General features: G+C 43.8%; 12 protein-coding genes. 4 read left to right on the top strand and 8 right to left on the bottom strand.

Annotated features, from left to right (window positions below; all coding sequences use genetic code 11):
* Positions 1 to 25: 25 nt before the first annotated feature.
* Positions 26 to 925: an ABC transporter substrate-binding protein gene (locus EDC63_RS07190; RefSeq protein WP_124945658.1), complete on the top strand. Its 900-nt coding sequence runs from the start codon at positions 26 to 28 to the stop codon at positions 923 to 925.
* Positions 925 to 3108: an EAL domain-containing protein gene (locus EDC63_RS07185; protein ID WP_124945659.1), complete on the top strand. Its 2184-nt coding sequence runs from the start codon at positions 925 to 927 to the stop codon at positions 3106 to 3108. Before EDC63_RS07190 ends, EDC63_RS07185 begins: the two co-directional genes overlap by 1 nt.
* Before the next feature lie 78 nt (positions 3109 to 3186).
* Here the strand turns inward: EDC63_RS07185 and EDC63_RS07180 are convergent, their stop codons facing one another.
* From EDC63_RS07180 to EDC63_RS07170, 3 genes are all read right to left on the bottom strand, one after another.
* Positions 3187 to 3933 carry a general secretion pathway protein GspB gene (locus EDC63_RS07180; RefSeq protein WP_124945660.1) on the bottom strand — a complete coding sequence of 249 codons (747 nt, stop codon included), beginning with the start codon at positions 3931 to 3933 and terminating at the stop codon, positions 3187 to 3189.
* A 2-nt stretch (positions 3934 to 3935) separates the two neighbouring features.
* A complete protein-coding gene (locus EDC63_RS07175; RefSeq protein ID WP_124945661.1) occupies positions 3936 to 5567 on the bottom strand; it encodes an ExeA family protein in 1632 nt (543 codons plus the stop codon).
* 190 nt (positions 5568 to 5757) lie between these two features.
* A complete protein-coding gene (locus EDC63_RS07170; RefSeq protein WP_124945662.1) occupies positions 5758 to 7380 on the bottom strand; it encodes a SagB/ThcOx family dehydrogenase in 1623 nt (540 codons plus the stop codon).
* A 109-nt stretch (positions 7381 to 7489) separates the two neighbouring features.
* Between EDC63_RS07170 and EDC63_RS07165 the strand changes: the two genes are divergently transcribed.
* Positions 7490 to 8053, top strand: a complete 564-nt coding sequence (locus tag EDC63_RS07165) for an SRPBCC family protein (RefSeq protein ID WP_223248199.1) — start codon at positions 7490 to 7492, stop codon at positions 8051 to 8053.
* Positions 8054 to 8095: 42 nt separating this feature from the next.
* Here the strand turns inward: EDC63_RS07165 and EDC63_RS07160 are convergent, their stop codons facing one another.
* The 3 genes from EDC63_RS07160 to EDC63_RS07150 form a co-directional block, all read right to left on the bottom strand.
* Entirely contained in the window at positions 8096 to 9121 is a 1026-nt protein-coding gene (locus EDC63_RS07160) for a CobW family GTP-binding protein (RefSeq protein WP_124945663.1), read from the bottom strand.
* Between the two features lie 100 nt (positions 9122 to 9221).
* Entirely contained in the window at positions 9222 to 11753 is a 2532-nt protein-coding gene (locus EDC63_RS07155) for an EAL domain-containing protein (RefSeq protein ID WP_124945664.1), read from the bottom strand.
* Positions 11754 to 11765: 12 nt separating this feature from the next.
* Entirely contained in the window at positions 11766 to 12101 is a 336-nt protein-coding gene (locus EDC63_RS07150; RefSeq protein WP_124945665.1) for a DsrE family protein, read from the bottom strand.
* 609 nt (positions 12102 to 12710) lie between these two features.
* Between EDC63_RS07150 and EDC63_RS07145 the strand changes: the two genes are divergently transcribed.
* Positions 12711 to 13889, top strand: coding sequence for an MFS transporter (locus tag EDC63_RS07145; protein WP_165922936.1), 1179 nt, complete (start codon positions 12711 to 12713; stop codon positions 13887 to 13889).
* 295 nt (positions 13890 to 14184) lie between these two features.
* Here the strand turns inward: EDC63_RS07145 and EDC63_RS07140 are convergent, their stop codons facing one another.
* Both EDC63_RS07140 and EDC63_RS07135 read right to left on the bottom strand, forming a co-directional pair.
* The gene (locus EDC63_RS07140; RefSeq protein ID WP_124945667.1) at positions 14185 to 14520 is read right to left on the bottom strand and encodes a hypothetical protein; all 336 of its coding nucleotides are present in this window, start codon (positions 14518 to 14520) and stop codon (positions 14185 to 14187) included.
* Between the two features lie 17 nt (positions 14521 to 14537).
* Positions 14538 to 15275, bottom strand: coding sequence for a M23 family metallopeptidase (locus tag EDC63_RS07135; protein WP_165922935.1), 738 nt, complete (start codon positions 15273 to 15275; stop codon positions 14538 to 14540).
* Between the last annotated feature and the right edge of the window lie 337 nt (positions 15276 to 15612).

The raw sequence follows: 15612 nt of genomic DNA, 5'->3' as shown, positions 1-15612 counted from the left end.
CCGATTGATAGTGATAGGACTGCTTTTGTCTATTTTTCCCAATATTGCTCAAGCTGAATCACGTTTGCTTTTATTGTTAAGTGAGAAATCTGGAGCCTACCTTGAAGTGGCTCAAGCGATTCAATCTGGATTAAAGGATAGAAAATCGCAACTTGTTGTGGGCATGAGTGACGTAGAAGAGTTGGTGCGTTCCGGAATGACTATTCAGCCACATCTTATTGTTGCAATTGGCGTAAAGGCCGCAGAAGCTGCAGCGCATATGGATACTCATCCACCAGTGCTGAACTTGCTCGTTCCCAAGCAAAGCTTTGAACGTATCGCCAAATCCAATTCCGCTTCGGAAATTCAAAAATTTTCTGCTATCTATATCGATCAGCCTTATAGCCGGCAGTTAGATCTAATCAGGGTTATGTTTACAGATCAGAGGCGGGTTGGCGTGTTATACGGCCCTTCATCAAAGGGATCAATCAACTCACTCGTAAGTGTAGCCAGGCAAAAGAAGCTTCAAATAGTTGCCCGGGAGATTGGCGCTGAGAATGAACTGATTTCAGTACTCAAGTCGCTGTTGACCGAAGTGGATGTATTGCTTGCCTTACCAGAACCTACGGTGTTTAACAATATGAATATTCAAGGGATATTGTTAACTACATATCGTTTTGGTGATCCTGTTATTGCTTTTTCTCCCTCTTATGTGCGTGCCGGTGCGTTGGCAGCATTGTACAGCTCACCTGATCAGGTCGGAACGGAAGCAGTGGATGCAATTATCAAGATGGTAAAGGGAAATTCGATTGTATTGCCTTCGCCCCAATATCCTCAAACTTTCAGCATCAGTATAAATCGTCAGGTTGCCCGCTCCTTGGGGATTACCGTAGATGAAGATTCGGTACTCTATGAAAAACTCAAGAAATGGGTGGAGCAAGAATAATGAATAAGTGGGGAATTAAAGGCAAAATTTTGTTTTTGGCGCTGATGCCTGCTGCTGCAATTGCTTTGTTGCTGGGTGTGCACTTCACGAGTTCACGCATATCGGACTTGGAGCAATCGCTTGAAAATAGAGGAAATGCAATTGTCCGCCAACTTGCGCCAGCGAGTGAATATGGTGTCATATCTGGAAACCATGAAATATTACAGAATTTAACTGACGCTGCATTGCGTGAAGCTGATGTCAGCGCAGTCTCTATTTATAATATTTCCGGAACCTTGCTTGCTGAGAGCGGGACTCGAGTGGAAAGGCAACTTTCTGCTGAAAATGGCAAAACACACAAGATTGCTAGTGTTGGCAGTACTAATGTACTCGGCTTTAGCGCTCCAGTTTATCAGAGCGAAATTAAGGTGGATGATCTGATATCTGATATGCCTTCGGATAGCAAAAGCGCAGATTCGATTCAGCCGCGCAAATTTATTGGTAAAGTGGAAATTGAGCTTTCGCTTAAAAACACGATTAAGCGTAAAAATGAGCTTTTACTCGAGACTTTATTTATTACTTTGCTAGGTCTTGTTGGCAGTGCAATGCTGGCCTATAGAATGAGCCAAGGTGTAACAGTACCGATTTACAGGCTTGTTGATGCCGTTAAGAAAATTGGTAAGGGGGATCTGGACGTAAAGGTTCCAGAGGATTCAGGCGGGGAACTGAAAGTTTTGGAGCAGGGGATAAATACTATGGCTTCGAGGCTTAAATCTTCTCATGTTCACATGCAGGAAAAGATTCTCGAGGCCACTGCGAAGCTATCTTACCAAGCTAGTCATGACATGCTGACAGGTCTGGTCAATCGTCGGGAGTTTGAATGTCGTCTTGCGCGTGCGTTGGAAAGTGCCAAAAGTCACGGCAGAACCCATGTGTTGTGTTATCTGGATCTTGATCAGTTTAAGATTGTAAACGATACCTGCGGCCACTCAGGGGGGGATGAGCTATTGCGGCAATTAACGATATTGCTGCATGCCAAAGTGCGTGAAAGAGATACATTGGCCAGATTGGGTGGTGATGAGTTCGGTGTGTTGCTGGAGAATTGCTCTCTTGAAACAGCGCGAGATATTGCTGAAATGCTGCGCCAGCTGGTTCAGGATTATCGCTTTGTGTGGAATAACAAATCTTTTGCAGTGGGTGTCAGCTCAGGGCTGGTTGTGTTAAATGATGAAAGTGAAAGTGTTGCTTCTGTTTTGAGTGCGGCGGATGCAGCGTGCTACGCGGCAAAAGACAGGGGGCGCAACTGCATACATATTTATCAGCCTGCAGATAGTGAATTGCTCCGGAGACGAGAAGAAATGCAGTGGGTGACTCGTATTACCCGAGCGTTGGAAGAGAATCGGTTTATGCTGTATGCGCAGATAATTGCACCACTTTGCATCCAGGGAGAAAAAAGCCTGCACTTTGAAATTCTGCTCCGTATGCTGGATGAAAATGAGACAGAAACAATTCTGCCAATGGCTTTTATTCCAGCAGCTGAACGCTATAACATGATGAAAAATATCGATAGATGGGTTATCAGTAATTCGTTTACCGTGCTATCAAATGTGTTTGAAAACAAGCCCGGTGGGCTGATCAATACATATTCCATTAATCTGTCAGGTGCTTCATTGGGTGATGAGGGCTTTCTTGAATTCATCACACAACAATTTGAACAGAAAAAAGTATCCCCACTGAATATTTGTTTCGAGATTACTGAAACGGCAGCTATTCTTAATCTGTCTGTTGCCGCAGAGTTTATGCGAGAGCTCAAGAAACTAGGTTGTCGTTTCTCACTTGATGATTTTGGCAGTGGGCTTTCGTCGTTCGGCTACCTTAAAAATCTTCCTGTGGACTATTTGAAAATTGATGGTGCATTTGTAAAAGATATGGCAGATGACCCGATTGATTTTGCCATGGTGCAGTCCATTCATAATATAGGGCATGTGATGGGATTGCAGACGATTGCCGAATTTGTTGAAAGTGAAACTGTATTGAAAATGCTAAAAGTCATTGGGGTAGATTACGCACAAGGAAACTGGATTGGAGCACCTCAACCCATATCTAAACTATACCCTTCAGGTGTTTATCTAGCTGACACGGATCTGACTCATGTCAATAATCCGGATACTTCGGGTGGTTATTTAAGCTCCCAATTCAATTAATATGAATTTAAACATGACAAGATGTATGTGAAGAGTTTATTTAAGCAGTTTGTGAAAATGAACTGAAAGGTGGTGGTGTTATTTGATACTTCTCCGGAAATGGAATCCTTTGTAGCCAAATACCATATCTTCCTGTGTGATTTGTTCCAGCCTGAGGCCTGTTAACAGATCATCACCTTCCCGCAATAAGCGTTCATTGATTCCAACAAGCCGATCTTTAGGTTTACTGGAATAGACGTGGACAGATATGGCCATTTTGGGTATTTCCTGCTGAATAGCGGGAGGGAGCTCGGCTATTGTCATGATTTTTTGTTCCTGCGGAATACTATTCACAACAGGTTTTGCCGATTGTCCCATGGCAGGCACTACAGTTTCTTCTTTTTGTTGCGCAACAGTCTTGAGAGGTGGTTTTTCGAGTGTGACAGCTTTAGCAATGGCTGTGGGTTCTTGCGTAATGGTTGATTGAGTAGAAGGCAACGCAGGTGCTAAGGTTTTAACCGGTTTTTGTGCAGATCGGCTATTTTCTGATCTTGAATTTGAACTGGATATGTGAGGCTGGGGAGCAGGCGTTTTTGCTTGTTGGCTAGATTCTAAAGGTTTTTCAACGGTGTTCTTGTTTTCAGGTAAGACCGGGTCTGACTGCCATGGGCGCTGGATGCCAATGACAATACCCGTGGTAATTAAAACTACGGCAAGCAGGCCGTAAATGAATAATGCAGGTTGCCTGGGAGTTTCTAATGTTGCTTGCTGTGTCTGCAAAGTAGGGGTGGTACCCCGTTGCCGCTGTTGATCAGATTTTTTGATCGCATCGAGAATATACGACATAATTACTTTTTCCCTTGCTCACGTAACAGTGTTGGTGCAGCGTGATCAGCCACGCCACTTAATCGCATCAGCGTCTGTGGGCCGAGTATCCCATCGGGTATTAACCCCTGAGAGAGTTGAAACTGTTTAATTTGATTGATCATGGCATCATCAAATACTGGATTAATGATGGTTTGAGTCATATCTCCCCGAAATTTTGAGAGTTGTTTGCTAATCCATTCAACGGTAGGCCCGCTATCTCCGGAGTGAATCTTTACAGCAGTATTGGCTGGCATTTTCCATAAAATGGTATAGAAACCAGACCATTGTGCTGCTAATTTCTTAAGGGGTATTGCACGGGTTTGATTGCCAATGATAAAGGAGGCATGATTTTCGTCGAGTGCAGTTAATATGCCATAGAATTCTTGCCCGGCTGCATCATGTAATTGCATCACTGCAGGCCGGTTTAATTGACGTAACTCATCCAGTCCACCTCGGGTTGAGTAGCAGTGCAGTCCGAAAGTCTCAGCATTTTGACAAGCATCTCCAGCCTGATATTCGATTCCCCAAGATTTAAACAAAGTAGTAAAAGCCATGGTTTTACTATTAGAGAGTGGCGTATCTGCGGGCCATTCCAAAGTGTCCTGCAACGTATGTTCAGGGAAGGAAAGCGGAGTTTGAATTTTGCTCTTCACATTTGCATTGGTTTTTGCGATTGCTGTTTCAACTGAAGGCGTTTTTGGTTCTCGTTGCATTTGCTGATATGCCACCAACCCAAGCAGACTGATCGCCAAAAAAATCAATCCTATAGAAAGTGTGCGCAACAGGTTCCGGTTTCGATGTTTTGGTTGATGCAATACCTCGCGCGCTGCCTGCTTAAGCGTTGCGCGATTGATTTTATCTTTGCCTTGTACGTAAGTGCCAAGCAGCGCCCTGTCGCAGAGGACATTGATCACTCGGGGAACACCACCACTCAAGCGGAATAGTTGTCCCATGACTGAAGCAGGGAATAAGGGGCGCTGAGCTCCGGAAACATCCAGTCGATGCTGCACATAGGCTGCGACTTCTGGTTTGGTTAACGGTCCCAAGTGATATCGCGCAACAATTCGTTGCGCAAGCTGCCGAAGTTCTGGTTTTTCCAGTATATCAGCCAACTCGGGTTGACCAAGCAGGATGATTTGCAATAATTTGCGTTCGTTTGTTTCGAGATTAGTCAGAAGTCGCATTTGCTCCAGCACTTCGGCTGAAAGATTCTGCGCCTCGTCAATAACCAGAACGGTGTGCCTGCCTTTGGCATGGGCTTCTAAAAGGTATTGATTGATGCAATCTATAAATACCTTGATGCTTGTGTTGTCAGGCGGATATGCAATGCCAAACTCAACACAAATGGTTGAAAGCAGTTCTGCTACTGTCAGTTTGGGATTGAAAATATAAGCAACATCACACGACTGTGGAATCTGTTCCAGAAAACAACGGCATACTGTGGTCTTACCTGCTCCAATTTCACCCGTCAGTAATACAAAACCGCCACCACCATTTACACCATAAAGAAGATGCGCAAGCGCTTCCTGATGGCGTAGGCTCATGTACAGATAACGAGGATCCGGTGCGATGGAAAAGGGTGCTTCGGTAAAGCCAAAGTAACTTTTATACATAGGGGCAATAGCGTGGCAGGTTGAACTGATTTATGAATTTATGCATCAATTTTATACAGGTAACCCAGCGCAAATAGCTTCAGACATCAGAGGATAATACACGTTAACGTTCAGGCAGTGAAGCATGTAGCGCGCTTCAAATGCCGGGATATTATGGTGTTTAATTTGATTCGTGTAATAAATTCAGTTGTCAGTTGCGCTTAATATGGTCATAGGCTGGCAGTGTTTGCAGGCGTTCATCCGCCAGTGCTGTGCCAACAGTAAAGTGGTACATGCTCTGTATGGCGTGCCCCTTGATCCCTAACACGTCATGAACGCCATCATCAAAATAGCATCCTATGCCCGTCCCCCGTAAGCCGGCTGCCTCGGATTCCAGATAAAGTACTTGGCCCAATATGCCTGCTTCCCAAAATAACTGGCGGTAAATCCAGGAGCCATGAGCCAGACTGGCTTCATACTCTGCCAGCATGCCAAGGCTGAACGCCCCGTCAGATGCTATATCCTGTCGGCAAGACAACGCCTGTGCAGCATTTTGTGCATCAGCGGCTACAAGACGAAAAAGAACCAGATGTTCAGGGCATCCCTCAGGTTTTACCCATTCAAACTCTGAAGATAAGTGACTTCGCAAAAACGCTTCAATCGAATCGTTGCGCAAGAACAGGTAAAGTCCTGGCGCAAGCCCTTCAACGCGATGAACAAAAAGTACAAGATGAATACGTGGCGCCCAGTCTATCGTATCCCAGGGCACTGTGTTCTGGCGAGGCAGAGTTAAATCCAGCATGCGATAAAAAACATTAGCAGCCATTCCGGTTTTGCCATCAAATGATTGCGCGCTTCGCCTTTGCTTGATAATGGCAATCGCTGATTTCTCACATGAGCTACTGACAGGGGTGGGGAGTGAGGGGGCAAACCATGGCTGCGTTTCAGTCTCAGGTTTAGTGCATGCCACAGCTGCTTCCTCAATAACAGGCCAGTCATTTGCATGAAGAACTGACAGGACATTTGCTTTTCCGAACCATTGGCCGGATTTTGCAATGTGCACAATTTGCTCCAAATCTGGTGTGTCATTGGCAGTTACGGAGTTTCGGGCTGTAATAAGCAGCATTACGTCTGCATGTTCACGTTCAGCGGGGCCAAAATCAGCCTCCCGGTCTATACCCAGAATCGCACTGATTTCCTCGTCACTCGAAGAAGACAGAACCTGAGCCTGCCACCCTAATAATGCCGCTGCATATCGGACTGCTGCAATCCCATGTCCCACATCATGCTGACAATAGCGAAAGGCGCGTTCGCCATATTTCCAAGCTTCCCGCCAATGTATCGAAGAAAGGCCGATAAGAAACGATTCTGCAGGCAGGAGATGTTTTTTGCTGTCAAATTGGCAACGCTGCTCAAGAATATGGTCACGACTAACATAGTGATGTACACCATCAGCAATACCTTCGCAACCTTCTGAAATAACATAAGCTTCAGTAGGATGCAGGTTTCCGCTTGACGGGTTGCAGCGAAGCGCCCATCGCGTATTTTCGTATTGCTTCCATGCGGAAATGCTAAAAGAAAGCTCCAGTAATTCGGCAATGTTCTTTAAAGTTAATGGTTGTGCAGAAATAGCTTTAGGTTCGTATAGATCGGTATACAACGGATGGGGCTGTTCAATCAGTAAGGGCAATTCTAATTGCTTGCAGCCTTCAAAGGTGCGAAAAGGATTCGGTTGGCTTGCCCAGTCCAGTCCATCAGGTCCTGTCGCATAGCGTTGAAAGTGGTGCTTGGTTCGCTGGTGATAAGCCAGAATAGTTTCTAGTGGATTTTTCATTGAAATTTTAGCAATATAGACCAACAGTGGTGTGCTATAACATAGTGCTATGCACAGTGAATTTTATCAATGGAATTATCATTCATTCAGAACAGGTTTACTTCATAAAATGAATAAATTACTTTTCATGTTAGCGTTGTTGTGGGTATTCCAATCTCAAGCGATTGCTGATGTGCGCGCTGAAAAAGATATTGATGTGAAGGTGCAGATTGAAGGTGAAGATGTCTTTGTGGATGTGAATTTTACAGTGCCGGCACCCGCCAGATTAGTGTGGGAAGTCTTGACTGATTTTGATCATATGTCTACTTTTATTGGTAATTTACAATCGAGTAAGGTGATTGATCGAACAGAAAATATTTTTCGGGTTGCCCAGAAAGGTATTGCAAAGTATGGCCCGGTATCATTTCCGTTTGAATCAATCAGAGAAATTCATTTGTTCTCGTTCAATAAAATTCAAACCCATATGGTTAGCGGTAATATTCACAAGCTGGAAGGGGTAACACAGCTCATTACCGAAGGAGACCTGACTCGCGTTATTTATCATGCTGATACGATACCTGGTGTCTGGATTCCACCCGGAGTAGGTAAATTATTCATTGAACATGAAACCCGGGAGCAATTTCAGGAATCACGTGACGAAGTCATGCGAAGAAAGCGTGCAGCAAACCCTTAAGCGCAAATTAGGTTGCCATTATTGAAATGTACAGATAGCCTTCTAATTGAAGCTTTCCAACAATTCTTCCGCAATATTCTTGTCAAGATCGTAAGTGATGACTACCAGACGACTGCGATGGTCTTCATCTGGCCACGCGGGTAGCTCAACGGGGGGGTAAAGGATGTGCTGAACGCCATGGATGACGGTTGGCGTATTTTTTCCTTTCAGGTTCAGGATCCCTTTAACCCGTAGAATATTCTTCGAGCGCGTGCTCACCAGTTTATTCAATGCGGAATAAACATTATCCCACTCTAAGGGTTCTTCTATAAAAAGGCTGTAGGAGCGGATCCGGTCATCATGAGCATCACCAGGAATGAGTTTGGTAGCCACAAAAGCCCCGCGTTTAATAGGCTTGAAGTGGCCGTTATCTAGCCATTTCTGTACGTTATCAGTATTGCTGGCAGGATTATAAGCGCTAGCGTGTAGAATGGCAGCTGGATCTACTTCACCTTTAATAACATCAATCATTGGGGCGCCAGGATTAAGCATTGCAACGCGCAATTTAAGGGCTTCTATCTGGCCTGAACTCGCCAAGTCTGTCTTGGTAAATACCAAACGGTCAGCTACTGCAACCTGTTTTACTGCCTCGGGATAGCTATCCAGTTGCAATTCACCCAACACCGAATCGATCGTCGTTACTACTCCCTGCAGTTGAAACCGGGATGCTATCCAGCGTTCATTAATCAGTGTATCGATAATAGGTGTAGGATCTGCTATCCCTGTGGTTTCAATAATGACGCGGTCAAAGTTTGGAATGCTGCCGTTAGCGGCCGACATAAAAAGGTTTTTAAGCGTGGGGGATAGTGTGCCTTGAACTGTACAGCAAACACATCCACCAGAGAGCAGAGCAATAGGCCCTTGGGTTTTTTCCAATAATTTATGGTCAAGTCCCACTTCGCCAAATTCATTCATGATAATGGCTGTATGAGGCAGTTGCCGGATAAAGTGGTTTAACAAAGTGGTTTTGCCACTGCCAAGAAAACCAGTAAGTAGGGTAACGGGAATGGGCGGTTTGGTTTGATTCATTTTGCAAGACAATTGAAGCAGCTATGAAAGCAATTTTATATGAGTAAGACTTAGATTATGCCAGCAAAATTAAAGCAGGCGTTAGAGGTTAGTGGTAATCCTAAACAGGGTTGATGGTTTTTGATAAAAATTTGTCCAGAGGTTCTGGCTTATGAATACCAAACCCTTGAGCACAATCCACACCAATATCTTTCAGGTGCCCCAGTATTAAATTATTCTCCACAAATTCTGCTATGGTTTTGATGCCCATAACGTTACCCACGCGATGAATGGCTTCCACCATGGCGTAATCGACTTTGTCATGATTAATGTCCCGTACAAAATTACCATCAATTTTAAGGAAATCTACCGGAAGATTTTTCAGATAGGCGAAAGAAGACATACCGCTGCCAAAATCATCCAATGAAAATGAACAACCTTTCTCCTTGATGCTTCGCATGAATTGTGAAGCATGGGAGAGATTGGTTACTGCCGCAGTTTCTGTGATTTCCAGACATAAATGTTTTGCAGCAGCTGGGTGCTGGGCTAATTGTTCCAGTAGAAAAGCCAGGAATTTTTCGTCCGAAATAGATTGTCCGGATAAATTGATACAGCAATGAACAATTTGTTGCAGGTACTGGGGGTGCAGTGTTAATTGTTTAAGCGCTTCCTTGACCACCCATTTATCCACTTCAGTCATCAAACCATAGCGCTCAGCTGCAGGAATGAAAGAGCCAGGATTGATGATCTTTCCTTCCTCATCATACATTCGTAGCAGAAGTTCCATATGCTGATGTTGAACATGGGGTTGGTCTACTAATACTATTGATTGCGCCATGAGGAAAAATCGATCTTCGTTCAAGGCAGTTTTGATACGTGCAACCCATTCAATTTCCATGTGACGCTGGTTGAGATCCAGGTCATTGGCCTGATATATATGCAGACGGTTTCTACCCCGTTCCTTTGCAACGTAGCATGCGGCATCCACTGCACTCATTGCAGTGCTGGTATCTGGGATGTGCCGGTTAAGCTCTGCCATGCCGATGCTGGCTCCAAGTGAGAAAAGTTTATTATTCCAACTGAAGCGGTATTCAGAAATGCGGGAAAGTAGTTCTTGCGCCAGTACTTTCGCTTTTTCCATTGGACAATTAGCGAATAAGAGCCCGAATTCGTCACCGCCCAATCGGGCAAATATGTCTGTTCTACGCAGATTGTTTTGGATCATTTCACTGAGTTGACGTAACAGTTCATCACCGGCTGCATGACCACATGTGTCATTGACAATTTTGAACTGGTCCAGATCTATATAGCAGAGTACGTGGTTGAATTCGTCCTCATAAGCATGTTTGATGACGTTAGCTAATCGTTGTTCAAAAGCGTGTCTGTTCAATTGGCCGGTGAGTGCATCATGTGTGGCAAGATAATCCAGCTTTTTAGCGGTAGCACGTGCTTCAGAAACATTCCGAAAAACAACAACTGCTCCAGATACACTGCCTGATTCATGGATAGGATTGCATTGGTATTGCACTGGAATAGCGTGACCATTTCGGTTCCAGAAAACCTCATTGGCCTCCATGCCTAAACCAGAGGAAATCACTTTGTAAATCGGGATGTCTTCTATGGGTAATAAATTGCCATCTTCCTGCTTGCTGTGGAAAAGGGTATGTATATGCTGGCCAATCAAATCTTCAGATTTGTAACCCAATATGCTTGCAGCTGCCTGGTTGGCAAATGTGCAATGCAGGTCCACATCAACGCTAAATATGCCTTCCCCGGATGAATCAACCAATAAGCGATTAAATTCGCTCAAACGGTTAAGGGTTTCCTGTGTTTGCTTATGTTCAGTCAGGTCAATAAATGCTTCAATGATGAGGGGCTCAGTGTCACGGTCCAACACCACCGCGTTTCTGATGAGCGGTATAATCTGTAGATCACTTTTTAGTCCCGTTATTTCTTCAGCCACTATTGACAGCGTGGTTGCCATTGCAGGACAGTGGCCACATTTCTGGTAACAGGATAGAACTTGTTGACAAGGTTGGCCGAGTAGTTGAGCAGCCGTTTTTCCAAAAAGCTGTTCTGCCGCACGATTGGTCTGGATGATTTCACGTTTTGAGTTCATCAATAACATGGCAAAGGGGGCATCTTTCAGAAGCACGCGAATGAGACGTTCATTTTGGCGCTTATCATTATCTAATGCTTTGATTCGTTCTGTTAACGAGCGATGCGACTCCTGCGAACGGGCAATGTGGCTTCGGTCAAAATCAATCGATTCTTCACCCAATGTAAGAAAAATACCCGTTTCATCTGTGTTTGAAGTGAGAATGAGGCGAGCGCAAAGCGTCACATCAACCTTTATTCGAGGGGAGTAATAAAAAGTTTTCTTCAGTGTGAGATTCTTGCCAGATTGAAGACACTGATTCAGCCAGTCCTGTATATCTGGGCAGTCCAGAAGGGAGGGTAATTGTCTCAACTGTATCGCATCATCACGCACAGCAAGATTAAACGTTGAAAAAGCCGGGTTTTCGTAAAGGATACAACAACGCCCATCAAGAATAGCAACAGCTGAATGTAACAGGTCATAAACCTTGCATTGCTCTAAAAATGGGGATATGCTGGTGTTAAGCGTGATGGGATGAGAGGGAAGGGCAACCATACCAATCAATATTTAGAATGTAATGACTTTATCGGCTTCTGCCACAATGCCATACAATTGTTGCATAGAGCCCATTTCACAATCGAGATCTTCGGTGAGAGATGGCATTTCATCTTTTCTGTTTTCACAGCACACGCCGCATCCAACCATAAGGCCGCCACTTTCTTTAAAAAGGCTGATTTGTTCCTGTATATCAAATTGCAACGTGCTAACCATACCCGATTCCACCCCTTTTCCAAGCAGGAAGACCGTGACCTGATTACTATAGACAAGGGATGTATTGGCAAATCGAAATGCGTTCCAGACGGTTTCTGAATCATTTGAATAAATAATGATGGCAATATTCATAATTAAAAATCTTTTAAATGGGTGAGAAATAAAGAAGACCAGTTATGAATAGGGCGCAGAAGAATTACCAAGCGCTGAAATTATTGTATAGAGAAATAGAAAGTATGGCCAGTATTTTAATACTATTGGTTTTCTAAGTAGTGAATTGCAAATAGGAAAATTGGAAATTTAAAAGAAACTGTTTGGTTACTATGAATGATTACAATGTAGATGCACTATGAAACAAACTAAAATATATTTGAAGTGTTTGAATGCTCCTTAACAAACGAGTTGTTTAATATTGACTAACAAATGATTGGGCGGCATACCGATAGCCGCGTTTCAGACTCATCGAAAATATGACATAATATCAATACTCAATAGTTATTCTGCGTAGGAATTTTTTCTATTAAAAGCGCTTACGTCTGGGTAAAATTGATTGCATACAAAATTCAAATTCAGTTCAGAAATAATGAATATTCTCGACTGACATTGGCATGAGCATATACATGTTTTCGAAAACCTGTCTATGCTGGGCCAGCTTCATAAACCCTCAATAGAACTGTTCATTTGAAATCTATCGTTTCATTATTACTTGGCATGGGTATTTTGCTCGCAGGTGTTGGCCTTATGGGTACAACGCTAGGCCTGCGTGCCGGATTGGAAGGCTTTCCTGTTACTGCAACCGGTATTATCATGTCGGCATACTTTCTTGGCTTTGTGTTGGGCACCTTCCTGGTTCCGCAATTAATCCGTCGTGTTGGATACATTCGAACCTTTGCCGTATTGGCGACCACCGCTTCTAGTACAGCATTGCTCCATGTGTTATTTATAGACCCGTGGACTTGGGGAGGGCTGCGACTTGTAACAGGTTTTTGTCTGGTAGGGCTTTACATGGTCATCGAAAGCTGGCTAAACGCAATGACCAGCAATCACCAACGCGGCATGGTGTTTTCTACCTATATGGCAGTGACTCTTCTGGCTATGGCGCTTGGGCAATACCTGATCCTCGCCGGAGATGTGGGAAGTTTTATCCCATTCGCGCTTTCAGCAGTGCTGCTCTCGCTGTCACTTATACCCATTGCCTTAACTCGCATAGCAGAGCCAGCGCAGGTTCACACACCCAGTATTAGTTTGCGTCACCTATACAAAGTTTCACCACTTGGTGTGCTGGGAACCCTCACCGCAGGCTTGGCAAATGGCGGGTTCTGGGGAATGGGGGCCGTATTCGCCCAACGTATCGAACTTTCCAGTTCAGATATAGCCTTCTACATGAGTGCCACCATCATTGGCGGCATGCTATTGCAATGGCCAATCGGCCATCTGTCAGATCGGCATGACCGTCGTGTGGTACTCACATTTGTCACTTTTACAGGCATGATACTGGCGATTTCAGCATATGCTAGCATTGGATTTTCCACCATGACATTGTTCGGGGTGTCGTTTCTGTTCGGTGGATTTATGTTCACTATCTACAGCCTGAGCGTCGCCCATGTAAACGACCATCTGCAACCAGAGCAAATGCTCGAAGCAACCAGCAGCTTGTTACTAATTTATGGCATTGGCGCCACCCTCGGCCCAACTGTCGCCGGTGTCATGATGGATCAGGTTGGAGCTGGAGGGCTCATGATTTACTTCGCCTTGGCATTAGGTGGGTTAGGCGTATTTGCCCTGATTAGAATGACAAGTAGTGCAACAGTACCGGTAGAAGAACAACGAGATTTTGTGGGTATGGTACGTACTTCTCAGGTTGTGCTGGAACTGAATCCTCAATTGGCTGATAACGACTCTAAAACGGGTGCTAGCTGACATTTATAAATAGTTGTTCAAGGTTTAAATGCTCGCGGGTTTAAATTCGAAGTGGAAATTGAATTTAAACCGGTATTTGCAAACTAGGTTAGGTTTTAAGCTATAATTTCCTCTTCAAATCCGCTGCTAGTAATACATTTACGGACCCTGTTCCTCACCAATTGAAAAGTAAATTTTGTTTTCTTCTTTAGATGTCTCGAAGCCAACGTATCTATGTGGGCCACCTTTTTTTAAAGGAGCCAACTTCCACTTAAGTGCACATTCACTCGAAACTTTACTAGGTTTTCCAAAATTCTTAGTTAATGTTTTTTTTTGCATAGGAACATTTATCTGCCCCTACAAAGCTCGTTTGAATAAATCCAATATAATTACCACCTGAAATTGAAAATGAGTCAGCTCCAACATCTTTTGTGCACTCAATATTGCCATATTTATATTGAACTTTGGTAGCGCGAGAACTTTTAGTACATAGCCCATTTAATTGCTGCATCAATTGGTCAAATGATGAAAGAAATACTTGTTGGGAACCAATAACGTCAAATACCTTTTCAAATGAAGTTTGATCATCGTTGCACGAAACTTGAGTGTTAAACATAATAAAAGCTGCTAATACGGTCAAAAATCTTTTCATATTAAGTCCATATATATTTAAGTCATTACACACTTATCTAGCGTGGCTGTTGGATCTGCTAAATCTGATCTGCGCTGAAATGGAGGCAGATTTTTATTGGACAAATGTGAATTTACACCAAGGGGTGATGTGGAACTTCCATACAATTCAATATGTAACATCGTATACTTGAATTTTTCCCCGTTCGCTTTAATAAGATGACCAACTGAGCCTAAAACATCCCCTCGCTTTACTTCCTGCCCCCGTAGTTTATTGCGTTCTAAATCCGTGCGTGGTTTTATTTCGCCATATCGTGCTATAAAATCACCATGATCAACCTCAATAGCGTCGGTTTGCCAGTAAAAATCATAGCATTGAATAATGACTCCATCAGCCATTGCCCGGACTTCTGTTCCTAGAGGGGCATATAAATCACATCCCGCATGCCGCCGGATACCACGGGGTGCATTAAATTTGCGTTCCCCAGTGTGGTAGTCATCTAAAGGGCGGATTGGCAGGGGAAACAATAACCCATCCTTTATCGGCGTGGTAGTTGATACTGGCGCCTTTTCTACTTTTTTCTTGATATTTTTTACCACGGTTTTGTGTGGAATATCTTTATCTTTCTTACGTGCGTTAACTTGTGCACTGGTAGCGCCACCACGTATAACAACGATATTTTTGTCACCGTTGTATTGTTGTGCTTCATTGCCTTTAGGTAAGACTATATGACTACGCTTGTGATCTACAATAGCAGGGGTGGCAGCCAGGTTCATGTTAAATATTTTTTGCATATATTCCGATATCACTACCATCGGTGGTCTGCGCCATAGATAGTCACCCGTATAAAGGACAAGCCTTTGACCTGCTTTTAGTTGGTTTGGATTGGCTATGTGGTTAATTTTCTGCAATTCTGCGACGGATACGCCGCTATCTTTTGCAATTTTGGTGAGCGTTTCACCTTTGACTACAGTGTGAGTATTAGTGCTGTCGTTAGAGTTGATTGGTAATAACTTTTCCTGATTATAAACAAACTTCAGCTAGGCTCATGTGGTGAGCCTTCTGCCTGAGAAAATACTCGGTATTGCGAAATACATGATACCGAGGAAAACA

It is taken from the genome of Sulfurirhabdus autotrophica, assembly GCF_004346685.1.
GTDB classification, from domain to species: Bacteria; Pseudomonadota; Gammaproteobacteria; order Burkholderiales; family SMCO01; genus Sulfurirhabdus; species Sulfurirhabdus autotrophica.
The sequence above is the reverse complement of the archived record's forward strand: the minus strand, read 5'-3'. Positions and strand labels throughout refer to the sequence as shown.